Raw genomic sequence first — 26424 nt, 5'->3', positions numbered from 1 at the left:
AAATGGCAAACAAAGTAGAATTCAAAACTTCGCTTTTGCGGATGTTCAGAGCCCGAATACCTTTTATATCGATAAGAAGTATCGAAAGAGCCAGAGTTCTGGAGGTTATCCAGCAATTGGCTGAGGAAATCAATATCCCAATTTATGTGCACAGCCTGTCACATGGAACAATAGACATTAGAACAAGGAAAAGTGTAAACGATGATCGGTCTGTTGCAGGTGGTTTGGATTATGCAGTTCAGCATATTTCGCAAAGGCAGAACCTGACTTTTGTTTTTAATGAAGTCAGCGACATTGAAGATGACAATCTGGTCTCCAGGCATATTTATGATTGTGTTGTTCAGGCCATTGAAAGGGGAGGAAGCATCTGTTTAATTACCACAAAAAGCATCTGGCCTCAATTACAGCGAATGGGGATGACCATTGCACTTGATGCCCCAAACGAGGAGGAAATGCTGGAAGTGGTGAAAGATTGTGTCATGCCTTATAAAGGGTCTATTCCATTAGAATGGGACGAAATTGATTATAAAATGGCGGCAACGATCCTGGCAAATATGACTAAAATCGAGGCTGAAAATGTTTTGGCAACCCAGATGGCCAAAGGATCGCTAACCAAAGATGATATCCGGGAGCTAAGTAATGCAAAGGATAAATTATTCAGCGATATTTCCGGATTGGAAAAAGTAAAGATTGATCCTTCTACACTCTCTGTAGCCGGTTTAACGGGACTTCAAAATTGGCTAGATCATCAAAAACAACTTTTAACTGCCGATCTTAAAGCAAGGAAGATGAGACCTCCAAGAGGCGTTCTTTTGGTTGGTGTTCCTGGCTGTGGCAAATCATTATCTGCAAAATTTATTGCAGCCAACTGGAATCTGCCTTTATACCGCCTTGATCTGGCAGCCATTCAGGGGCAATATCTGGGGCAATCTGAAAACAGGTTAAAGGAAGCATTAGCTTCGGCTGATCATGCGGCTCCCTGTATTTTGTGGATAGACGAAATCGAGAAGGGCTTGGCGGGAGCAATTTCTTCAAATGATGGTGGTACGTCCAATAGAATGGTGGGCCAGTTTCTTTTCTGGCTCCAGGAAAGTGAGGCGAAAGTGTTCGTCGTTTCAACGGCAAATGATGTGAGTAAGCTCCCTCCTGAACTTTTACGCAGAGGACGCTTTGATGAATTGTTTTTCATTGATTTGCCTGCTCAGGAAGAACGGAGGGATATTATCAACCTTTATATCAAACGTAACTTATTAACCCGACCTTCTGAAATTGTATTGGCCAGACTTGTTGAGATTTCAGAGGGCTTTGCCGGATCTGATCTTGAAGGTGCAGTTAGAGATGTCGCCATTCAGGCGGTAATACATGGAGATGCTATTGTTGACGATGAGTTGTTCGAGAAGTGTTTTAGAAATGTCGTTCCATTAAGTAAAACCGCACCCGAGAAAATTGACGCCATCAGAACCTGGGGAAGAGAAAGAGCGGTTCCTGCATCAGGTGTTTCCTGGAACGTTACTTCATATGATAGTGTAACTGGTACGAGGTCCATTATCATTTAGTCAGGTTTATGGTTTCCCGTAAATAAATCATTCGTAGTCTATCTATTTTTGAATAGCTTAATATTGAAACGCTCATGAAACTTTACCGTAGATACATTAATGCAAAAGATCAGCCTAAAAAAAAGGCCGAACCTATACCTGATAAGCATGGTTCCTATGGAGCATTATTGTTTGATAGAAGATGGAAAGATAAACGAAGTTTGATTTTAACCAGAGACAATAATAAATGCGTGATCTGTGGATTTGACGAGGGTTTACAAGTACATCACAGGCAGTACCTATATGTGAAAGCCTTGAAAAAATTCAAATCTCCATGGGAATATTCCAATAAAACATTAATAACGCTGTGTAGTTCATGCCACCAACGTGGTCATTCTAAATTCAAAGTACCTATAATTTATATTTAATATGTTTGATTTTTTAAGAAAAAGAGGTTCTGAAGAAACACCTTCAAATCCATTGAAAATCGCTGAACCGGTAGAGGGATTGAACTCAATAGATATTCCTGAAAACGTCTTTATTGAGAACGAAAGTGATTTTTCAGTAAAAAATGATGAAACTTCAGTGAAAAGGGGAGAGAATAATATCGAATTGCTATTTGATTTTCTGGATAGAAACCATGAAACAAAGGGATACGATGACGCTTTAATGAACCCTGATGTAAAACATATGGAGCAGAATGTTGACGCACTGAAAAATGAGTTGGAACGAACGATAAGAAGAGTGAAAACCTTTTACGAAGATTTTAACAAGGAAATAGATTTTCATATTGAAAGCAGAGGAAGAAGTGGAATGGTGGATGTAGTTGATGAGCTCAAAATGAAAAAGAGCATCGCTGAAAGCCATGTCCAAAAAGTTTTAGAAATAGAAACAGAGCATAGGAACAACACGGGGGATAGTCAGGGAATGACCCTTAGTTATATCCGTGGCTTTATGAACGGACTGTCTGCAATTACGCACCACAGCATATTAAGAAGATTTTAGATGAGAAAATTTCAGAATTGGTGGATGAAGTTCAGTTGCTTTTTAACCGGATATAATTTTTATATTCTCAGTAACTGCAGCGAAGTCTCGACCCGGAAAGTGAAAAAATATACAGCAGCTCTACTCATTGTATCAACTGTATGGGCTTTTGTTGGTTATTGCTTTTGTGATAGATATATGAAGCTTGGTCCAACCGGAAGTATATTCGGTGCAATCATATCGGTACTGATAATTATTCAGATTGAGCGTCAGATATTACTGGCAGATAGAACTAATAGCTGGTTGAAGGCCACTCGTATCGGATTGGCGATTCTAATGGCTATAATTGGCTCCCTTATCATTGATCAGATTATTTTTAAGGATGATATTGATAAAGCCAAAATAAAAAGCAATCAGGAGCAGGTAGAGGCTTTATTGCCTGCCAGAACGAAACAAATAACGGAACAGATTACACAATTGAATGCGTCGATAGCAATTAAGGAGCTGGAACGAAAAGAACTCCTGGATGATATCAGTAGAAATCCTAATCAACAGATTGTTGAAACCTCCTCGAGCCAGGTTCCTGTAACCAAAATAACAACCGATAGCTCAAAAACGACAACTACCAGTACCGCACTCAAAACAACAATCTCAAGAAGTATAAAAGTAGTACCTAACCCTAAGATTAATCAGCTTCAACCAATCGACGACCAATTAAAAGTGCTGGCAGATCAGAAAATGATAAAAGAAACTATGCAGCTGGGGCTAAAAACGCTGCTGGAAAAAGAGGTAGATAGTAAGGTCGGATTCTTAGATGAACTTCAAATTATGTTTAATATTCTAAGCGAGTCTTTCATTGCAGCAATTGTATATGTCATATGGCTCTTATTTCTCTTGCTTCTGGAATTACTTATTCTAATTGGGAAATCAAACGAGGATGATTCTGATTATGATAAAACCATTCAGAAACAAATGGCTATACATTTTAGAAAAATAGAGTTATTGTGAACATAATGAGTCCTAAGGTGAACTTAAAGGCTTTCCAATTCAGCACGTACCTTTTTAACATAGTCCAGTTCGGCATCTGCAATGTATGCTGTTTGTTCATCAGATAAATTAAGCACCAGAATAAGTTTCTTTACTACTTCCTGGCTATTTTTTTCTTTACCTCTGCGATAAAAGAAATCGTTTTCTTCCTTAAAAAATGTACTTACTGACTGCATAGTGTTTTCAAATTGTTGTTTAATACTACTCCGTAATTGTGCGAGAATACGTAATTGTTTAAAATATCTACTTCTGTCCAAATCTCCCTTTGAAAAGAATTGTAGTTCATTTATAATAGAATTTATTGCCTTTTGATTATCATCTTTTCCAAAGTTAGCTAAAATACCCAGCATTTTCACTTCCGGATTGTCTGACTCAAGAAATAATTTATAATTAGTTTCGGTGATTAGAATAAGATTGTAATTGTATTTATGATTGAGGGTATCCAGATATGTAGTCATAGCCGGCTTTATGTCTTTTAAAAAAATAACATATTGTTTAATGGGAAGCCTATATTTCCGCATCAGCATAATACTGTATTCTGCCATCCGATAAACCATTTCTTTCTCATCTTCAAGCTGAAATTCTATCTGCAATACATAGATATTACCTTCAGTATCTGTGACCTTTTTAAGTGCATCCGGTTTTCTTTCTTTTGTATGTTGAATATCATCTGGCAGTTCTTCACTAATCCGAATATCCAATTTTAGCACATCTCTGACAATTACAGGTAGTGTAACTTCAAGATTTTCCTTGATGATCTTATCATACTGATTAGCTTGTGCTCTGTGGCTATTTTGTTTTGACATCAACCAAACATACAGATATTTAATATTATAAGTATAATTAATTTCTTTAAAGTTTTAATTTTTATGTTTTATACTGTTTTTACAGACGGTGTTTTACTAATAGAGCAGCAATGCGGGCATCATGCTGACTGAGGTTTACCTCACAGTCTCCCGCTACTCATTATACCAATGAGTTATCGCTGATGAAATTAATTCCAGGATCTATCCACCTTTGATTTATGTAATTAGTTGTAATTTATTGAGCAGGGAGAGCAACTGGTTGCTCCTCTGACGGGATGTGCCTGTATATTGCTCCATTACCTAAATCCTTCAAATGGCTCAGTTGTTTGTTTTTATCATAGATAATTTTTAAAGACATGGTTTTCTCTCCCTTGAGTATTACAACGCCATTTAAAATTTCTGCATCGTAGTAACCAATCCTGGTGATCATCTTCGGAATTTTGTTTTCCAAAACAGCCTTGCCTGGCTTTGTTTTTTTTAGTGTCAATGGCTGCAGGCTATAATCACCATTAACTTCGGTCTGTCCGTAAGTAAGCTTAATCAATTCTTTAAAAACGGTGCCGGGCTTAAGGGTGGTATCTGCATTCATTTTCCATTGGAATAAAATCGGTAATGCGTATTGCTGCAGTGACAGTGTATCCCTGGAAAATTCTATCATACTTGATTTGGGCAGGGGAGGTGGAATAGGCCTTGTTTTTTTCTTTTGACTGTAGCTGCTGAAGTGAAGACACATCAAAGCTAAAAAAATGACTAAGTTTCTCATGGTTAATTTTTAGGTGTTCCTAATGGCAAAGTAGCGGTAAATGTTCATGTTTTAAAATAATTTGCCATCATTAGATATAGGTAAAAATACCTGTTTTTCAAAAAGGAGGATTTTTACCCACAAAAGTTCATTTTTATTTCCATAGCTTTACGATAGATCTAATGAGAGTTAACGACTCATTAGAAGTATTAACGCATAAATCTCAAAAAATGAAAACGCCTCTCTCAGCCATTTATGGTGGTGATTCTATTTTTGCTTTTTCTCAGACATCTATTAAAACAGTTCATCCGGTTTTTCCCGGATCGGCTAATTGTCTTTGCAAGGAGCAGATGCTAGCAAGCTTTTATTTGTCATTTGTTTTTAACGGTTTTTTATGCGGGCCAATACCTCAGGAATGCGCCTATTTCAAATCAAACCAATCATAAAACACTTAAAACTTAAAAACAAATCATCATGGCAAATCCAACAATCAACCAGAATGGTACTGCAACCATTACACCTACACAGAATTGTACAATTACAACTTCTAACGGAGCTTCGAGTACCATTAACACGGTAAATACTTCAAATTCAAATAACCTTATGGTGGTAATTTCGGGTATACCAACTGGTGCATCCGTATTTGTGAATGGTCAACCTTCTCCATATTTAAATGGCCTGTTTACGATTCCTGCAAATTCACCTGGATTTGCGATTGTCGCATTTGGTAACATGGGCGGAGCTGTGATCACGATCCAGAACAACACCAGTTCAGCGGTGCCTGCCAGCGCGCTAATTACCTGTGTAACTGCTTAAGGATTAAACTTTAGTAGTTGAACTTTTCAAGAAAGACGGTAAGAGGAGGAGTATGTATCCTTGTTTTCTTTCTGACGATGTTGAGTTGGACCCTGGTATCAAGCCAGAGTCCAACAAAACAAATTCAGAAAACAATTACGCTATTGCCCTTTGAATACACCCAACTGAAGACCAATAATGGTACCTCTTGTGTGTATTATATGCGAAATGCAAGCCTTTCCAATATTGCAGTCGCCGTGAATACCGGAGCACCCGATTCCATTAAATACGACAATGGGACACTTTTTAACGGCATTCATACTTTAGCACCAGGGCAACAAATCATAGTAGTTGGAGATTTCAAAGGAAAACAGCTAAATACCATTAACCTGTCTGCACAAAATGTAGCAATTACCACGATGCTCTTTTGTCCTGGGAATTGATTTTTATTATCCCTATTAAATCAACCTATTTTGAGCCAGATCACCAGTGGCGTTACTTTTAGTAATGCAAAATTCGGAGGAGGAAGTCTATATGTTGCCGAAGCGCAAGGCAGCGAATTTGCCGCAGTATTGTTACCTGCTGGCTCAACATATACAGAAACACTCATTGATTTGCCCACTGCTTTTCAGCAGCAGGTATATTTTCTTTTTAGCAGGGTAGAACTGTCGAATACCGTCATCGCCGACTACCAAAAGTATTTATCGACTTTTAGAACAGGGACAGGCATTGCAGGTTTTCTCGGCCTCGCCTGGATTCTGGATACTACTTTGCCACTTTCTACCAGCAACACTACGGTTATCAATCTGGTTCAATATACAGCCGGAGGTAGTTTCGTAGTAGCCAAAACAACCAATCTCTCCATCGGGAACAACTTCGCCACATTAAACATCAACAACAACACGGTGGTGACCTACAGTCCGCTGGATGCACCTACAAACATAGAATTTGCTTACGACAGCAGGTATCCGAACATCAGTTTCGCGAATAAAACTATTGGTACCCAATCCCTTTTCAACAGCAGTATGACCATTCCATTTGGTGTTGTGGGGACCGGAAGTTTCAGGTTTTCCCTTGGATTTAACCTCAAAATGGATTTCCAGGGATATGGACTTCAAAACAACTATTACTACCTCAGTGGAAGTGTATTGAACATTTTTACCTATCCAATACTTCAGCCTGGTAATAACGTGAGTGAATATGCAATTACACAGACTCAGATAGACTTGCTGGACATCGGCAATGCTGCTCAGCTCAATACCTATTTTGCCCTTACCGGTAAAATATACAACAGCGATTCGGGCAATAACAGGGACGCTAAATTCCCAAGTTATAATGCCATTAATACGGGATATCCGATTGGATTGGTCCCTTTTATAGACTTAACAACAACTACGGAACTGATTAATAATCTGTTTCCTACTACCTATACGGCAAGATTTGTCATTTCTCCATCGCCCCGTAACACAAAAGATCAGGTGTATTATATGGTTCCTGAAGGAGACTTCTACCTGGACATGAGCGGCAGTCCGACTGCCATTCCTGATGAGAACGGACAGTTTGATTTTCTGCCGGGGCTATCGGGCACGGAGGTGATCACCTTCAGTCCATATGTAAATACCGGGGGAAGTGCCGCCGGGGATCGCTTGCGCTTTATTAGCCGGCAGCCCGCATATGCGCCCAATTTTCCAAGTGAGCCGGTTTCCCTGGCACAACCGGGTACCGATAACCCGGTCTTAACTTCCGAATACCTGACTTCCTGGGCCAACATTGTTTCTGCCAGCACTGGAAATGTTCAATATGCCTGTCAGCCGCAAGGTGCTTCTTTATATGCGAAAGGGCATGGGATTGCTTCAGAAGACAGCAATTCAAGTTTCCTTGGTTTCTTTGAGCCCTCAGTTGACATGCCTCAAGCTGACAGTTTTTATGTGCCTATGGTTCCTTACCTGGGAATTCCGGCAATTTTGCCTCCCGGAACAGGGGACATAAAGTCCTTTGAATCAAAAGTGCTGAGTGCCGAAAGGAAAACCAAGATTACAAACAGCTTTTCAGCGCCCAATGCCAGTAAAAGCAGGGCGAAAAGGGCGATGCTTTCTGCAGGGGCAAATGGTTCAGGTTATACGCCATCGACCACTCCTCAGGGCCTGGTGGCCAATGTAATGGATACGGGGAGCTGGAGCTTGCTCAACCTTGCCCAGAATACCATAGACGAAAACCCGGCTGCACATTGGTATGTGAGTCCGGTTGGTCAGGTCCCTGATCCTGCACCTGAATATCAGCTGAGCTTTATCAACCTGAGTTCCGAACTGCAGTCGGCCTTTCTCACCAACCAGCAATTTGTGGTGATGACGAACAATCAACACCTGGGCACCTTGTTTTCTACGATCCAGGATCAGGAGGGAGGCACAAGTGCTGAAGCGATCTTCAACAACAAAATGTCAATTGAAGACTGGCCATTTGATTTTAATGTAGGCACCAACAATACTTACGCAGATTACAACAACGTACTCCTCTTTAAATTTTGTCAGGGGACCGTTTTAGATAGGGTGAAGAACCCGAAAGACTGGACGCAGGCCAATGCTTTCAATATTGCTCCGGATGCCTTAGATGGCTCCTATACGCAATTGGTGGCCATTTCTTCCTGGCTGCAAACTTACCTGCAATCTGCCGAAGACGCTTATTATGCCGCAAATGCAATACAAAGCGCTGATGAGGTGAATTATTATGAAAAATTCCACCAGATCATTAACGATCCCAATTGGAATGGCATCCTTGCCCTGAAAGCGGACATCAATCTGCAGGAATTCCCGCAGCAGTTAAAAGGGCTGATCAGCGGAATCAACCTTAAAAATTTCAATGCACACCATGTGGGCGTAGAAGTAAACAGGGTAGATGCAACCGGTACGATCACCATGGGACCAGTCAGTTCTATTTTCGGGCTGATCAATTACATCGATCCGGCTTATGGCGTACAGGTGGCGCAAGGATTAAGTGTAGACAAGCCGATCCCGCCTTTGGTGAATGCGACTTATGATTTTAAAGTACTTTCCTTACAGGTATTGTTCGAGAATACGGCCATTAAAAGCTTCTCCAGCAAGATCCAGCTCACGATGAACAACCTGTTTTCTGACAAAGTGGCCTTTACCAATAACCCGTACGGTGCCACAAAACTGAATACCGTGGTGCTGAATGGGACCTATCAGGATCACAATGGGATAGCGGTATATGTGTTTGACAATAAAGATGATAACCTGTTCTACTTTGACAGTAACTTACTGCAGAATGTAGAGATCACCAAAATACAATTCAATACCTTAACCACTGATCCTTTAGCGGTTGATATTGAAACACGCTTTTTGATGTGGGGGTTCCTGAATTTTGAGATCATCAGTTGTGTGCCACCACAACCACCGCCACCACCAGAAGTGGATCCGGATACTTTAACGCCTTATATTTTCGATGCCTGGTCTTTCGGAATGGAATCCGGAGAAGATAAGGACAAGAACCCTATTTATCAGAAAGGCCTGAGTTATGCTGATCTCTATATTGAAATGGGCTTTAACCTGAACAATCCTTCGGTAGTGAGTTATGCTTTTGATGCGAGCCAGATTTCTTTTAACTCTTCGCAAAGCAATACCCGGGATAGTAGTTTATATCCAAATTTCGCTTTGTCGATCTCTAAATTAATGAGTGGCAATGATGATTCAGCGCCTTCCAGTCAGGGTTTCCTTACCCTTGGTTTACCTGGTGTAAATGCGAATGGGCTGTCCGGCGACTGGTTTGGCTTGCAGATGAACCTCAACCTGGGGAGTCCGGGGGAACTGGCAGGCAATCTGGGATTCAATGCCAGCCTTTTACTAGCCTGGAGCCCAGGGGAGCAAAAAGATTCTGACAAGTACAACATCCTGATCGGCATAAAATTGCCAGGAACTTCCAGCAATGCGAAATTGCTCAGTATCCAGGGCCTGTTAAAATTAACCATCGACAAGCTGCGCCTGCAATACATTCCGGCTACGAGTGTCGATGCTCAGGGTTCTTACCTGCTTACTTTATCGAACATCGCCTTGAAATTCCTGGGCATATTGAAGCTTCCACCAGGTGGCAGCACAAATTTCCTGCTTTTTGGGAACCCAAAGAAGGGCGCTACTTCCAGCAGTCTGGGATGGTATGCCTCCTACAATAAAACGCCTTAATCAATCAGAATGCAGCCAAAAGATATACTTTATGACAAAAATACTGTTTTGGAACATAGAAAACTTTTCAATAAATAAGATCAACGATCCTAGTACGAAAAGAAAACCTAAACTCCCCAGTGGTGTAATTGCCTCAGGGAACCGTAGTAATTTGATTTTAAATGCGATGCAGGCAAATACGCCCGATATATTTGTTATCGTTGAGACGACAACTGGTGCCGGTGCAGAGGGTACTTTAATCAACGCAGGAGGCGGTCAGGCGGCATTGGATTTGTTGCAGAAAATACGCACCAAATTTGGTGCAACCTGGATGTTGGTCCCTCCTTTAATTGTTGGTCAAGGTACTTATATAGAGGGAGTTTGCGTATTTTTTAACACTAGTAGTAATCTGTTTTTTACGGGGCCTTTTGGCTGGGAAGGTGGAGTTAGTCCGGCGAATGTAATAGGAAGTGGTACTACTGTTGCCTATGCTTCGCCCTGGGATAAAGCTTTACCTGCTGTCGATACCCCAACAACAGCTGGGATTATTAATGGAGGACTGGCACAAAATAAACTTGCCGGACAATGGCTATATGATGATGGGGCTTCACCTGCAGTAAAACTGGAATTTCCGAGCACTGGTGAACGTCCGCCTTACCTGACCACATTCTGGGATGCCGGCAGCAAAAGAAACATAAAATTGGTGGCTTATCATGCCCCTCCACCAGAATCGAAAATTTCTGCTGCAGGAGTGGATTCCTTAAGCCAGATCAGAGAAATTACCAGCCTGCTTACGACGCAGGATGATGCGATCATCATGGGCGATTTTAATGTCGATCTATCAGACAAAGTTTTAGCGGGTCAGGCTTATGATAAGCTTATTGCTGATAGTTATACCAGGCAGATTAATCCGACTACGGACTCCGATTTTCCTGATGTAGGCTATATCTGTACCACTTTATATGGTGTTTCCGGAAAGAATAAAGCAGAGCCTACGAATACCAGGGGTTATCCCGCATATGGATATATGACACCAAGCAGTTACGACAATATGCTAACCCGTTATGGGGATACCAAGAGGGCTCCCGGTTCAAGTAAGATCACGATCGTGAATCTGGTTACAGGTTCTCCTTATACTAAACCGGTTACACCTGCTTATGCCGGTGCAAAAGGAACATTGACTTATACTACTGCAATGGCAAAGGATAGCAAAGCTACAGATCCTTTAGCACCGGTTGCCTTGCTGTTACCCCCAAATCCAACACCCAATGGAAATGGTGGATATGCGCCAAGGACAAAAGGTGTTGGAACAAAATTCCGGGATTGGGACAGCTACGGTGTGGTAAGAAGCACCAGCGACCACATGGGCCTAATTATTGACTTTTAGTTTTTTTTAAGCGATACGATTATGAGTTTACAACCACTTGCCGACGAATTTAAGCAACAAGCCAGCCAGAATAACGGTAATATCACGGTAAATGCAGCTTCATTTACCAAAGCAGGACTTAGTGTCCCTGCAGATTTAGACCTTATGCTGACTGCCGGCTATCAGCTTGCTGCAGACAGCAGTCTGTTAATTGACACCAGTGGTACCACGATAAATGACCCGGTAGGGAACACCCTGACCATTACCGGGGTTGCAGGTGTGCTCCAGGTGGAGGCTTCCAATACGGCAGTCTCCTTTGTCATCACAGAGGACGGCCAGGGCAATGTACAATTCGTAATTGTCATCACCTTAAGCAACTGGACTTTTGCCACGAGCTGGCCATTTATGGTGGGCGGTATTTATACCGATTTACCTTATACCCATCCGACCCTTATTTTTTCATCAGCGCCACAAAGCGTATATGTATGGCAGCAAAACGAGATCAGCTTAGTGGCTGGTCAAAACTTTGCCAGTCTGATTCAGCTGACAGGAATCCTTGCGCCGATCGTAAATTTCCTGATTGGCTGGGTTAATGGTAAGCAAATTGCCTTATCAGGCTGGCTGGATCCATCAAAAGTAGATAATGATACCATTCTTTATCCGGAGATGGATTTAAAAGTGGAGCTGGATGTGCAGGTGATTCCCTTTAGCTTTCTGACCGTGAAAAGTCCGGCGATAGGCTTTAAAATTGAAACGGTCGACGATACAGAAACTGAAGCCGAGATGATTGCACTCAATGGTGTTGAATCTGCGCTTGTGTTGTATGAAGAAGAGGAAGACGATGAAGATGATGACATCGTACAGCTCTCGAGTCTTTATTTTGAATTGCAGCTTTTATTGGGAACAACAATCCAGATGGATTTCAGTACCAGTGTTACCCCTGATCAGAATACTTATTTCCTTGGGGTAACTCCTGATCCCTCCACACCCCTGACACCGCTGAACCTGTTTTCTTTGATGGCAGGCAATAACTGGTTTACCATTTTGCCACCTACACTTCAACAGTACTTAAACGCAATTGCTTTTAAAGGTTTTGCCACTACGGTGAGTTTCAATAATGGTTTTACCATTGAAAGTGCTTCTGCAACAGTAGGTTCTACGAAGCCATGGGTGTTGTTCGAAAATTTTATCATCAATGAATTTGATGTGACCTGGCTGATCATCGGACCAGGACCAGGGCAGATCAACTCGCAACTGATCCACCTGAATGCCAATGTGGATTTCTTTCCAACCCTATTTAAAGGCGGATTTGATGTGGAAATTACTTCCGACCTTACTTTATCCGCTTCATTTGCAGGTTCTGTTACCTTTAATGATTTAGTTAAGGCGATCACCAATGGGGCTATAGATATCCCTCCAACGCTGCTGCTGGTAGAGTTTACCAGCTTTGGGATGGCGATGGACATCAACAATAAGTATTATGAGTTCTATGCCAATACCAATATCGACCTCAATTTCATCACCAATATTTCCGTTACCAATGGCAGTCTGAAAATCACTTCTTCTACGCCAACCAGCGGAACCGGCGAAAGTGTGTTTACTGCATCAGTGAATGGTTTGTTTGCGATAGGAGCGCTGCAGCTCAATGTGGATGTGAATTACAGCTCTGCAGCTGCCGGTGGATGGAACCTGAGCATTGCCATGCCTGCAGGGAAAGACCTGGATCTGGGCGCGCTGATCAAACAGTTGTTTAATAACATTGATTTGCCGGATAGCTTCCTGCCAGACTACCTTAAAATCACTCAGTTCTCCCTGGTGTCTTATGTGCCAAATGCGGCCACAGGAACGAGTACTTATGAGGTGAAAACAGCGATTGTCTGGAAATTTATCTTCCCGATCATCAATCAGCCGATTAATATCCTGGCTAATTTACGCTTGAAATATACAAGTACGCCTTCCGCAAGCGGTCCGGCGGTAACCACTTATGAGGGTGCCATTGCCGGAACCGTGACCTTGGAGTATTTCAATGCAGAGGTGAATATTGGCTACGACTTTTCAAAAAATGATCAATTGCTCTCGATCCAATGGGAGGGGTTCATCACCGAATATAACGTTACCAAGGAAGACAAAACCATCACTTTCCGCATTGAAAAATGGTCTGTAGGGAGCTTGATTACCTCATTTATGAAAATGATTGGGGATCCTACTTTTGAACTGGATTCGCCATGGGATTTACTGAATGACCTGAGTTTGGACGGCTTCTCTGTGACCTATGATCTGGATACAAAAGACATCACGGTGAACTACAAATTCGGAAAGAGCCTCAATTTGATATTTATTACCATCAATGGCATCCGCCTGACCAAAAATTCAACCGGTGTATTCATCTCATTTGATGGATCATCACCGGTTCCTGGTGTGAACGACAGTAATTTATTTAAACCGGAGAAAGGTGGACAGGACATTAACAAAATGCCTGAAGTACCTGGACAGGGCTCAGAATATTTCGGACTTTACCTGCTGGCCATGGGACAACATGTGGAACTGACCAACAGTGCGTCTTATCAGTCCATTAAAGAGGTGACCGATGCCATGCAAAAGGCATTTACGGAACCTGAAGCGGGAACTATTCCGATAGGACCAGGTTCGGGCAATACGCTGCTTAATTTTAATGAAGACAGCAATTGGCTGATTGCAACCAGTTTCGGGGTGTTAAATGTAGGCACCAAGGATAAACCGGTCTGGACCGTTGATGCGCAGATTGTGTTCAACGATCCGAACCTTTACGGGCTTCGTATTGCCTTAAGTGGTGATAAAGCGAAAGTGCTGAAAGGACTCGTATTTGAGATCATGTATAAAAAGATCTCCGATTCTATCGGGGTATACCAGATGGACCTGACGCTGCCGGATAAATTGCGCAACCTGCAATTTGGGGCGGTTAACATTACCCTTCCCTGCATCAGCCTGGAAATCTATACCAATGGCGATTTTAAAGTCGACATTGGATTTCCGCACAACATGGATTTTTCAAGGTCCTTTACCCTTCAGGCCATTGTGCCACCGGGAATCCCTGCAATGGGTTCGGGTGGATTGTATTTTGGCAAGCTGAGCAGTGCCACCACCACTCTGGTGCCGGCAACGAGCTATGGTAACTTTAATCCGGTCCTGGTGTTTGGAATAGGGTTACAGGTTGGCGTGGGCTATAGTGTCAATTATGGTCTCCTGAGCGCAGGTTTCAGCCTCACTTTATTTGGGATCATTGAAGGGGTAATTGCCAGTTACCACCCATATCAGGGTACACTGGAAGGTCAGGAGAAAAACCTGCAGACGGTCGAAACTTCTTACTACTATTACCTGAAAGGTACGGTGGGGATCATTGGTAAATTATATGGTTCTATCGACTTTGGAATTATCTCTGCCAGTGTAAATATTACGATCACGATTTACGTACAGGCGATCTTTGAGGCCTATAACAAAATTCCGCTGGCCATTGTGGCTTCTGTTGATGTCAAGGTGTCGGCACGTCTGAACCTGGGCTTCTTCAAAATCACCATTCATTTCAGTTTCACTGCAACGATCAGACAAGACCTGACCATCGGTACAGACAACCGTGCAGCTGCGCCATGGAACAAAGACCTCACTGCGGTATCAGCAGCCTCCGCATTGGCCATGCCACAGTATAGGATGATGGCCGGTATGACAGGTAGCAGGCCAAGGCTTCAGTTTAACACCATGCTGGCAACCGGATCTGAAGATGCATTGCCGGTACTTAATTTATACTTCGTACCACACCTAACGGTATCTGCGCCTAAAGGAAGTACCAACCTGAACAGTCAGCAGGCACAGTATGTAGCTACGCTGTTTATTGATGCACCGGATCCGAATGGTCCGAGTGATGGTACGACTTCATTTGAACGGTTGAGCAGTGATTTCTTCCGCTGGCTGGTGGCCAATTACATCGATCCGAATGCAGGTCTGACTACCCGTGCAGCAATTGATGCACAGGGGATTTCAAAACTGGATCTGGACAATTTAATCGCCTTGCTGTCTAACGAAGACAATCCTTTCCCGATTCCTACAGCTGATATACTAAGCTTCCTGCAAAGTTCATTTGCGGCGGTTAACCTTCAGAATCTGGGCGAAGATCTTCCTTCTGCGGCAATTTTCCCGATGTTCTATGACCTGAGTTTAAATGTACCGGGGATTCCTTTAAACATTGATTTCAGCCAATACAATATGGCGACTGCCGAGTACCTGGATGAGGTGAAGAAATGGTTTGCTGAACTGGAAGTCAGCGTTTCGGAAGAAAGTAATTCGGCACCACAAGCGAAAATGGCGGCTGGGGCAGACCCAAGCTATAGCATGTCGACCTTTGTTTTTGAAGATTACTTTGTGTTGATCGGAAAACAACTGGCCGGATATGGATCTGATGCGATGGATAATTTTACTTACAAAATTGACAGTGCAGATGATCAGGTGGCGGTAGATCGCAGTTTGCAGACCATGACGACATGGGCAAATGGCCTTACCGCAAATGGTTATTCCAACCATGTGATCTTGCAAGACATTGCGGTTGCCAACCAGAACCATCCGCTTACAGCTGGTGTTTCCCTTCAGGTCACGGGTCATATGCACCTGATTGCAAGTGGTGATACCTTTAGTTCGGTGGCGCTGCTTTATGCGGTTACATCGGCTATGCTGATCGTTCAGAATGGTACGGTACCCGGTTTACTCGCGCCCGGACAGGTAGTCAAATACAATAATAATTCTTATACCGTAAAGGCAGGAGATACCCTGGAAGCAGTGGCAGCCGGGTTAGGTACTACGCTGGCCTTACTTTCTGCGGATCTGGATTTCCAGAAAACAGCGGTAACACAGCCTGGCGGATGGTTGATTATTGGCGCAGTAGTTTATACCGCTAAAAACGAGGATACCTTTACTTCGGTAGTGACCAACATTTATAAAAATGTGGATGTTGCAGGACTATTGATGCAAAATCAGGTGACACCGGGCTTGTTCATCAGCGGGAATACTTTTGTGTATGATTCGGTGCTGTATAAGATTGTTCCGGGAGATACCCTGACCAGTATGGCAAAGAGCCTTACCGAGGCAACTAAAACTACGGTTACTCCGGAAAACCTGGCCGCAAGTCCTGTTGTACAGTCGCAGAGTATTCAACCTCTTGGTCAGCTGTTAATTCCACCTTTCCTTTACAGCACTGTTGCTTTTGAGGATCCGGCACAGGCCGATACTTTGCTGAACCTTTCTGTGACTTACAGTACTACTGTGGCATTGATGGCTTCCAATTATTCAAATCAGAACATCACTGACCTGTTTTACAATGGAGAAGGTTACAGCAGTGCCAATATTCCGGGCTTAGAGATTCTGGATGTGAGCAGTATTCTGGCTTATTTCACTGAAAATGGTTGCTACGGACAATTGTCTGGTATGGCATCCAGGTATCAGCTGCATGGCATGCGTTTGCCTACTAATTTACCGGGATTGACCTTGTCAGCAGGATCACCATGTCCAACAGACAGTGATTGTGCGCTGTTCTCTTTAACCGGACAGGAGTTTGTATTGCCAGCAGATGTGGCCAAAGGTTTTGAGATCCAGCTGATCAATTCTTCGCTGAGCTGGCTGCAGATTGATGGAAAATCGATGAATGAACCGGGAGGAAATATGCTTTCGGTGATACTGGATGATCCGGATATTGAGCAGATCAGTACTTTGCTGAATTATGCACAGCAGACGGGCATCAAACCAGAGGTGCTTTCATTGACGCCAATGAAGCCTTATGATTTATTGCCATTACAATATACCTTCCAGACGGTTACCAAATGGCAGTCGTCCGGAAAAGTAGTCTTGCCGTATGGTAGTATGGGCAACCAGAACGATATCTCTCCATTGATCTGGATGTTCCCTTCAGGAATGCTAGCCCAGCTGGCCTTGCCAAAACTGGCGGGATCTATGTTTGGCGCTCAGATTGGACAATATGATGCTGCTAAAGGCATGATGGATTATCGTTCTTCTTCTTACTACGGCTGGAATACCATTGTAGAGATCGATCTGAAGAGGCTGACAGGAGAATCCACCGCTGTGGTGAATGCGTATACTTACGAGTTGATGGGGGCCGATGAGGCGGGTGCGACGATCTTGCAAAGATTGCTGCAGGCGCTGGATCCGAATTCCGCCAACAATAATAAAGGTACGATCACGGATATTCAGTGGTTGTATGAAGCGGATGGGGGATTGATGTCGGTGGGAATGGACAGCATGAAATCATTTATTGTGCAGGCCAACCTTTCTACAGAAACGAATCCTTCCAATCAGGCGATGAGAATGGCGCTGATGGCGGTTGAGGAAACTACTTTAGACACCGGAATCCTGAACAGCACTTACGATTTTATCCGCTTGTTATGGGAATGCAGCATTACCCGTTCGGGAGGTTATTACTTACTTTACAATGAAATAGAAAGCAAAAAAGGTTTCCCTGACAGCATATTTGGTAAAGGAGATACTGCTACCATCCGTCTGATGGTGACTTATAGTGATGTCTTTGCCAATAAACCGGCCAATTACATGAACTGCGCAGTGACGGGCGATAAAATTGATGTTTCTTCTTGTGTGGTTTATGCGGAAAGTGCAGAGCAAACCGGGCTGACAGTTTATGCGCAAAATGCGCTGGATACCCCATTGATCATCAGTTCGAGGTATAATATCCTGCTCAGTGCGTTTGCAGAGATCAATGCCGGTGTGGTCTTAAACACGACTATAGCACCGGTACCTGTGATTACTTTTAGCGGATTGGTATATGAGGTAGGCAGAATCAGTACAGTGAACAACCTTGCAACGATTTCGGCTTATTACAGTGTAAGTGCTACAGATCTTCAGGCCTTAAACCCACAGATCACAGATTGGAACAATTTGCCATTGTGGCAATTGGTGAGCATTCCAGAGCTGAAATACACGGTTTCTGGTGCTGCCGGAACCCCGGGCAATACTTTTGGAAGCATTGCGGCTTATTACTTTATAGATATGTCTGTATTGGGATGGGCGGTACGTAATGTGGCCAATTTCTTCAGTACCAGTACGGCATTGACCATCAATGACCAGATTTTACACAAGGTATCGAATGTGCCACAAGGAGCGGCTTCATTTGAGCTGAACCGTACAAATCCTGTGTTGCCGGAGAATTATAAAGTGACAGATCCAGATTACGCGAAAATATACCTGGAAAACTTATACAATCTGCTCAGCTACAATGTGATTGAGAACGCCGGTTTTGAGCCGAGTGAAATTGGATTGCCTGCTGGTCCGGGGACTTCTCAGAGTCAGGATCAGCTGTTAGGAAAAGCAGAGGCTACTCCAATAGAAGAAGAATTATGGGTGTATAATCCGGTGATTCCATTGGCGCAATTTGCCAAACCGAACCCTTATATGGAGCTTCCTCTGGAAAATCCGGTGGGTTATCCGGCAGGTTATCCTCAAAAAGAGGACAACCCTTATCTGGGGATTGGCGGACAGGCGCAGGTGCATTTTGACTGGGTAGATTACTATGGCAACAACACGATTACGCCATTTAGTGATCCAAGTCTGGATCCGCAAACGCCATTAAACAATCCACCAGTGCAGATTGCTTATACGGATGAGTTAAAAGGACTGGGTAAATGGCCGAGTCTGGAAATGAGTTATTTGTTTGATAATGATCAGGGTAAAGGCGCTGAGCTGGCTTTGAACTTCAACTTTAATTCCCAAAGGTATGTGCCGCTGGATGTCCCTGCTGATCAGCAGCAAGACTGGAAAGCCAATGCCAGGAACGACCTGATCATTTATACCAATATTTATTACCAGATCACGCAGTTGAGCCCTAAGGATGGACACAATACGCTAAGCATCAACCTGAGCACTTCGCTGACGCCGAATAAGGATTATGCAATTGCAGGAGCGCAGTTTAACCAGTTGCTTCAGTTTGTAAAAGATGCTTATACTTATTTACTGGCCAGGTCAAATGAGCAGGACGCAACTGCTCCGGTGATGAATCCTATTGTGAATCCGATCAATGCGGCGGATATTGATACGGCATCTATTTTACTGTTGACGGTTGATGTTGAATTTGCCAGGGATCTGGACTTTGTAAATAATGACTTTAAGGATAGTGACCTGGTGACCAATTCCGTTACTGCGATAAGGCCTCAAACAATCATTGCGCTAACAGAAAATGGTCCAACCACACCATCAGGTACTCAGGATACACAAACGAGTCCGAATGGCCTGAATGAATTTGCAGCGAAATTTGAGCTGGCGTTCAGCAATCCCGGTGTTTATCAATTGAAAATTGCAATTGGTACAAACCCAGAGCAGGCAGGAAGCAGCAGCAGCAATCAGGCGGTATATGTGGTGCGTATGGGCCAGGAGGAAGGACAGGGGATCTATTGGTCGGCTTCAGAAGCTTGTTTTTATCAGCTGACGCCTCAATCTATTGAAAACCTGGATACCAAAGGTAATGTACCTGCAGAGGTGACGGATAAATTGACGCCATTACTGAATGTAGTGTATAACAACCGGACAGATTTTGATGTCCAGCTGAAAACGGTACTTACGGAGGCAGAATTTGAGCAGTACCATTATACCATTTATGTGTACAGTTTGCTTCCGGTATTTTATGCACCTAAACCATTAAATACCAGTCTGGTTTCTAAAAACGGAGTTCCGATTCAGAAATATGTAACCGGTAAAGGTCTTGTAGACAGTTCTGTAGAATTGAAGAATTTTGCAGGGATTGATATGGACAACTGGGCTGCGCAATCGCTTAATGTGATTGATGTATTCCTGACTTCAGATTTCTCCGTACCTGGATTCCTGGTGGACCAGCTAAAAGCAGCTGATGAAAAGGTTTGGCTGGGAGAACAGCAGATTGATGCCGATACTTTTGTAGAAGCCATTACCAATGCGAAGAAGAGCCTTGCGGATACGATTTCCAATGAAATTGAATCTGTTTTAACCGCTCCGGTGATCAGTAATGATCCGGAGAGCCTGGCGAATGCGAAAGAACAGTTTAAACAGCAATTGCTGAATCAGCTGGGAAATGCTTACAATGTGAGCGCTCTGGTACAGACGAAAGTGACGGCGACATCTGATTTTACAGGCTTTACCAATAATACCACTCCTCCAAGGTTGTATGGTGTTCCTATGGTAGACAATCCGGCATTCCAGGGGGTATCCTCTTTGAATCAGGATATGGTTAGCCTGGATGATAACCTGAAAAGCATGTATAGCATTTCGACGGCAAAAATACAGCTGAATGCGAAAGATGCAAGTTCGGAGGATTCTTATTTAACGTTTAGCTTCTCTACAAAGAATGCGAAAGAATACAGCAGTGTGGAACTCAACCTTTCTTATGTGGTGACGCATATAGAGTTCCAAATCAGTGATGTTCAGGGGATTGAAGGGTACAAAGGTTCTAACTGGCTGACCTTTATTATTCCAGCCGATGTGAATACCCCGGTGAGTCCGGGATCAGATCTTCAGGTTTTACAACAAAACCTGGGATTGGTAGATATTCCTATCGTGCTGCGTAATTATCCGACTCCGCCCACACTGACCACCCAGACCGGAACTCCGGTTGATGTTTCGGGAGATACGGAAAACGCGAAGTTAGAGAAGGCTTCGCAATGGGATTATACCTATTCTTACACGGAAGATCAGGCTGCACAAGACCGGATATTCTCTGAGATTGAGTTTAACCTGGTACCAGCGCCTCAGCTAAAAATGATGGCCGGTCCTTCGCGTGATCTGTTTAACGACATGGCACAACTGGTGACGGTTTGGCCGCAGATATTGGATGATTTTAACAAATACCTTACTGCGATTACGGCTGCTTCTACTTCTTCAGATCCTAATCTGGACAGTGCTTATTATGCATTGCAGGCCTTAGTGACCTTAACCAATAATCTGGCAATTGCCTGGAGTGAGTATACGAGCGTACTTTTAACTTCCGGTGGTGATACCGATACGAAACGTGCTTTTGATTTCATGATCGTTCAATCGGATGATAAGGACAATGATAACCGATTGCTGGTGACTATTGTTCCGCCAGACGAGATCTCTGAGCAGGATAAGCTGAGCTATACCGGGAATAATCAGGATATCGCGGTGACGCTGCCAAATATGCCTGTGGTGAGTATCCCTGACTATACGACTGTTCCGGCAACTGATGAGGGGGGGGAGGTGATTCCTAATGCGTATTGGTATCAAACGATAGGTGAAAACCCGGTTTATCTGTCCTGGTTGGATTCTTTGTCGGTGGCTTCAAGAAAAGTGAATGTAAATGAGTTGAATATTTTGGAGTTCCAATATGCCTGGGCTGGATTGTCGATCATCAGAAACGAAGACCTGATCCCGTACAATCCTACTAATCCTCAATTTATATACCGTAGTCCATTGGTGAAGTTCTCCAATAAGCTGGTGCCGATCCTGAACAATGATTATATCTTTGACATTGCAGAGCTGATGACGGTACCAACGGTACAACATTCGCTTGGGGAGTTGCTGGCTAATTTCTTTGCGGTGTTTTTTGCGAAAGACGAACTGGATCAGCAGCTGATTAAATTGAGTGCGACCTGGAACTATCCGATATTGCAGAGTGAGTCGATCCAGACGAACCCATTGGTATTACCGGCAGCGATCCAATTGCCAATATTGCTGGCACCGCCGTTTAATTTTGCCATCCCGGCAGATTTTACAATTCCGGCGGGAGGTTGTTCGGCTACGGTAAGTCCGACAGACTCCTTCGTATGTAAGTTGTCTGCTGCTATTAAGACCTGGTATGAGCAGAATAATCCGACTACAGCCAATGCCTGGATTCAATTGGATGTGTCTGTTTTCTCTTCATTAACGGAGGTTAAACTGCCATTGATTGAGTTGAAGAATGTTATTCTATTTTATAGCGACATCAATGACTTGAGCTAAGCCGAGCTTGTTTTTAGGAATTACATCTCCCTTGCTGAGGCAGGGGAGATGTACGTCATCTATGAAAATATTTGTTAACTTTTACCAGCGATGTTAAGTCCTTATGTGCTTCAAATGTTTGGTAGTTCATATATTCTGATCATGAAGAGGCTTTAATTATTTATATTTAGCTTATCAAAATAAATTTATTTAAATAAGTTTTTACGACTGAAGTAGCGTAACTGTTTAGGTAAATTAAAGATGAATATGAACAGATCAATCAAAATAATTATAGCTGCCATTGCACTGGTCATCATAATGGCATTTATTTTTAATCCTTTTTACTGGCTGATGCAACCCGGACAAATCATAGAGCAGCCGGCATTGTCATCACAGGAACAACTGTATTTTAAAGAGTTAGAGAAGACATATAATTGTAAATCAGAAAGGTTTTATTATAATTATACAAAGAAAGGGACCGATACATTGTATGAAGATTACAATAAGGTTCCTTTCGAATATTATTTGTCTATTGATTTTCCTTTAGAAAGGGTCATTCAAAAAGACTCCCTCTTCATGATTGCTCAGCATGTTAAAGATGTTATCCTGAATAAGAACAAGAATTTAAAAAGTGTTATAATTTATAGAAATTACGATACTCATGAATATTTGTATGACGTGAATAAAGATGCTTTAACCGAAAGGAAGGATTAGTGGGGGCTGTTTAAGTCCTGATAACATTTTGCGATTTCCAAGTCCGGTATATCTTCATAAAACGCTTCGGCTTTAGCAATATTTTCGATGTGAATATTTGCAACAATTCTTTTAGCCATAAGCTAAAATAAGTATTAATTTCTAATCACATCTGGCCAAGACGTTAATGTATAAGCCAAACGCTCATTTTGTCCCCTTTATTTTACCATTTATCCCCTTAATGTTTAGGTAGTTGCTATATATTTTTACTTAGAAGGTCTGTGTAACAGCTTTACAATTAACTAAATATTAACCAAATCCCTAAAAAAATGAGAAATGAAAAAATGAAATGCTACATGCTATTTGCGTGTATGTGGGTAGCCTTTTTATCTTGTAAAAAAGATAAGATAGAAGCTACATCAAAAAATGGCCAGGTTAAAGCCTGGGAGACCCTGATAGATGGAACTTCTTTTGCCAACTACACCAATTTCGAGGCGGCCTGGAATTATAATTATCCCTGGGGTGCAGATCACAATGGTACTGCCCGTATGGTAGGGAGTTCAACAAACCATAACCAGATTTCGCTTAGTGGAAGTGTATTGACCATTAAGGCGACCAGATTGACAACATCTCCCGGAAACAGTACTGCCAATGGCTTTACTCATATGCCCATCTGGTACAATTCAGGTGCTTGTTATGCGAAGGAAAAGGTGATCATTAATGATCAGTTTCCAAGCTATACCATATCTGGCGATTTTGCTGTACCTACAGGCAAAGGAACCTGGCCTGCCTTTTGGATTACCGGTGTGAATTCCTGGCCACCTGAAAGTGATATCATGGAATTTAAAGGTAATAATACAAACTGGCAGAATACCTATGATGGAGGCTGGGAGAATAAACTTACCGGGGTTTCTAACGCTGGTTCCTATCACAATTACAAATGTTGGTACAATAAAATAAATGCTACAGATGTGGAATGCCATTATTATATCGATAATGTGTGGACAGCCAGGCACGTTTTGAGCAATTCGGTGAATAAACCAATGTGGCTGATCATCAACATGCAGATGGAGGGGGATAGCGGCGGTCCCGGCCCTTCCGGCGATACATTTTACGCCGGCAAAAATATCTATTTGGGCAGAGAAAGGGCCTTTTAAATTATAAAACCAGATTCCCCATAGGAGGTGGCTTTACAGCTGCCTCCTTCATAACCATTAAAAGACAATTATATTCCAATGAAAAAACGTCTGATCATATTTGCGGGTGCATTACTTTGTATTTTATTGATGCAATGCAAGAAGGAAAAATTGACAATCCCGGAGAATGAGGTAAGCCTGGTAATCAACAGCATTAACTTGCTAAGAAAAAGTGGATGTCAATGTGGTAATGACTATATGCCTCCTGTACCTGTCTTGTCTTTAAATAGCCAATTGCAAAATGCTGCAACCGGCCATGCCAGGGATATGGTTAAGAAAAACTATTTCGATCATTTGTCTCCTGAAGGCGGCACACCTGCCGAACGGGTATCAAATGCCGGTTACAAAGGCCGTTTTATCTCAGAAAACCTAGGTAGGGGATATCTCCACGCAGATCAGGTCGTAGCGGCCTGGAAAAAGAGTATAAGCCACTGTAGAGCAATGATGGATGCCAACAGTAAAGAAGCAGGGGTAGGTATGGTTCAAAATTACTGGGTGGTCACCTTTGGCAGCCCTCTGAATTGATCATCCAGTCCCGCAATCAGTGATATCATCGTGTTCTGCTGAATTTTCTACCCTTTCTTTACCATTTTTCATCTTTTTTAAACGAATAATAAGTCAATTTTAGGTGATAACGAAAACAATCTAAACTAATCAAACCCACCAAAACATGACTAACAAAAAAACAAACATCTTCGCAGTATTCATTGCGATTACTGTATTTCTGAGCTCCTGCGAAAAGGCTAAAGTACTTCCTGTCGAACAAGCAGTAAAAAGTATGAAAGTCTCAGCCAGTTCAATTACTACATCAACTTTTACCAGCAATCCGAAAAATCTTAACATTGTGATGTTTGTTCCCACAGACAACCCGGCCTTGAGTGATTACAGAACCCGTTTAACCACGCTGATGGTTCATTTCCAGAGCTGGCTACATACCGAAATGCTCCGCTATGGCTACGATAAGTACATGGGACTGCCACTGGATACCGGAGGCCTGGTAAAATTCATTCAAATTCCCGCTCAGGGCCCGCAGGCTGATTATCCTTACACGGCGAGCGTATCGGCCACTAAAATCATCAATGAAATTAATGCTTACAAAACGACACATCCCAGCGAATTTTCGAATTCTTCGCACATGCTTATTCTGATGCCTCAGCGTACCGATGGCAGCAGCGACGGTCAGCCTTTTTATGGTTGGGGAAAATATTGTTTTGCCCTAGACAACAGTAATATGGCGGTAGACAAAATTCCAAGCACTTCGAATTACCTTGGAGGGATGTTGCACGAACTTGGTCATGGATTAAATTTGCCACACGATCATGCAAAATACACTTCTGAGCAACCTGTTTATGGAACCTCATTAATGGGAAGCGGAAACGTAACTTTTAGTAAAGGTCAGCCCACTTTCCTTACTCCGGTTGATGCCGCGATATTGAATAGGAATGAGGTTTTTCAAAGCCCTTTGCCAGTTGAAACACCATATGCCAGCGCAGTAACAACCATTAATGCCAACCTGACCTACGACAGCGGTCTGCAAACCCTTAACCTGATAGGGAATTTTACCAGCGACAAAACCGTAAGCGACATCCTGGTGTACATGGATCCAAAAACAAGCAGCAGCGATGCTGATTATAACGCGGTAACCTGGCGCTTTAACCCCGGCGCAGGTAATACCCTGACAGGTGCAATGGCACTCAATGAGCTTAACTTTAAAAACAACGAGCCTTACGACGTAAGGGTGAAACTATTGCTCAATAACGGTAACACCATTTCCAAAGCCTATTCTTTCTCATTTTTGAATGGAGTACCGCAAATAGGGGCCAATGGATCGGCAAAGTTTTTCCAGCATGGCAGTTATGGCGGATATGGCGTATCGCTTCCGGTAGGTAACTATACCACTGCAAATCTGGCCAGTCTGGGTATCAGTGATAACGATGTATCCTCGTTGACACTGGGTTTTGGTATAAAAGTAATCCTATATGACGGTGATAATTTTACTGGTAGTAGCATAGAGATGACTTCGTCCAGTAGCTTTGTTTCTACTTTTAACGATAAAGCATCGTCAATCAAAGTCATCGCACTCTGATAATTACGAGCCCTGGTGCCGGTTAGGGGCACCAGGGTCTCTGTTTTTAGTG

The 26424-nt window shown here is 42.8% G+C and carries 15 protein-coding genes; 13 read left to right on the top strand and 2 right to left on the bottom strand.

Going from position 1 to position 26424, the window contains the following annotated elements; translation table 11 throughout:
• Window positions 1-2 precede the first annotated feature (2 nt).
• The 3 genes from DBR43_RS30185 to DBR43_RS30170 all read left to right on the top strand — a co-directional run bounded on the left by DBR43_RS30185 (window position 3) and on the right by DBR43_RS30170 (window position 3527).
• Complete coding sequence (locus tag DBR43_RS30185) at window positions 3-1556, top strand: ATP-binding protein (protein WP_124587075.1); 1554 nt, start codon at window positions 3-5, stop codon at window positions 1554-1556.
• A 408-nt stretch (window positions 1557-1964) separates the two neighbouring features.
• Window positions 1965-2540, top strand: coding sequence for a hypothetical protein (locus DBR43_RS30175; protein WP_124587074.1), 576 nt, complete (start codon window positions 1965-1967; stop codon window positions 2538-2540).
• Window positions 2541-3527, top strand: a complete 987-nt coding sequence (locus DBR43_RS30170) for a DUF4407 domain-containing protein (protein ID WP_124587073.1) — start codon at window positions 2541-2543, stop codon at window positions 3525-3527.
• A gap of 23 nt (window positions 3528-3550) precedes the next feature.
• Here DBR43_RS30170 and DBR43_RS30165 read toward each other — a convergent pair whose 3' ends face one another.
• Window positions 3551-4372 (bottom strand): hypothetical protein, encoded by an 822-nt coding sequence (locus tag DBR43_RS30165; protein WP_124587072.1) that lies wholly within the window; start codon window positions 4370-4372, stop codon window positions 3551-3553.
• Window positions 4373-4607: 235 nt separating this feature from the next.
• Window positions 4608-5135 (bottom strand): hypothetical protein, encoded by a 528-nt coding sequence (locus DBR43_RS30160; protein WP_124587071.1) that lies wholly within the window; start codon window positions 5133-5135, stop codon window positions 4608-4610.
• A gap of 209 nt (window positions 5136-5344) precedes the next feature.
• Between DBR43_RS30160 and DBR43_RS33095 the strand changes: the two genes are divergently transcribed.
• The 10 genes from DBR43_RS33095 (at window position 5345) to DBR43_RS30105 (ending at window position 26372) form a co-directional block, all read left to right on the top strand.
• A complete protein-coding gene (locus tag DBR43_RS33095) occupies window positions 5345-5560 on the top strand; it encodes a hypothetical protein (protein WP_158622637.1) in 216 nt (71 codons plus the stop codon).
• 28 nt (window positions 5561-5588) lie between these two features.
• Complete coding sequence (locus tag DBR43_RS30150; RefSeq protein WP_124587069.1) at window positions 5589-5930, top strand: hypothetical protein; 342 nt, start codon at window positions 5589-5591, stop codon at window positions 5928-5930.
• A gap of 17 nt (window positions 5931-5947) precedes the next feature.
• On the top strand, window positions 5948-6352 hold the full coding sequence (locus DBR43_RS30145; protein ID WP_124587068.1) for a hypothetical protein: 405 nt from the start codon (window positions 5948-5950) through the stop codon (window positions 6350-6352).
• Window positions 6353-6382: 30 nt separating this feature from the next.
• Entirely contained in the window at window positions 6383-10102 is a 3720-nt protein-coding gene (locus tag DBR43_RS30140; protein ID WP_124587067.1) for a hypothetical protein, read from the top strand.
• A gap of 31 nt (window positions 10103-10133) precedes the next feature.
• Entirely contained in the window at window positions 10134-11468 is a 1335-nt protein-coding gene (locus tag DBR43_RS30135; protein ID WP_124587066.1) for a hypothetical protein, read from the top strand.
• 21 nt (window positions 11469-11489) lie between these two features.
• Window positions 11490-22418: a LysM peptidoglycan-binding domain-containing protein gene (locus DBR43_RS30130; protein WP_124587065.1), complete on the top strand. Its 10929-nt coding sequence runs from the start codon at window positions 11490-11492 to the stop codon at window positions 22416-22418.
• 246 nt (window positions 22419-22664) lie between these two features.
• Entirely contained in the window at window positions 22665-23111 is a 447-nt protein-coding gene (locus tag DBR43_RS30125; protein WP_124587064.1) for a hypothetical protein, read from the top strand.
• A 335-nt stretch (window positions 23112-23446) separates the two neighbouring features.
• On the top strand, window positions 23447-24247 hold the full coding sequence (locus DBR43_RS30115; protein WP_233603281.1) for a glycoside hydrolase: 801 nt from the start codon (window positions 23447-23449) through the stop codon (window positions 24245-24247).
• Between the two features lie 78 nt (window positions 24248-24325).
• On the top strand, window positions 24326-24811 hold the full coding sequence (locus DBR43_RS30110) for a CAP domain-containing protein (protein ID WP_124587062.1): 486 nt from the start codon (window positions 24326-24328) through the stop codon (window positions 24809-24811).
• Window positions 24812-24956: 145 nt separating this feature from the next.
• Complete coding sequence (locus DBR43_RS30105; RefSeq protein ID WP_124587061.1) at window positions 24957-26372, top strand: hypothetical protein; 1416 nt, start codon at window positions 24957-24959, stop codon at window positions 26370-26372.
• Window positions 26373-26424: the final 52 nt, after the last annotated feature.

Origin of the sequence: Pedobacter sp. KBW06 (assembly GCF_003852525.1) — a bacterium.
Lineage (GTDB): Bacteria > Bacteroidota > Bacteroidia > Sphingobacteriales > Sphingobacteriaceae > Pedobacter.
This window is presented reverse-complemented; position numbering and strand designations above follow the sequence as displayed.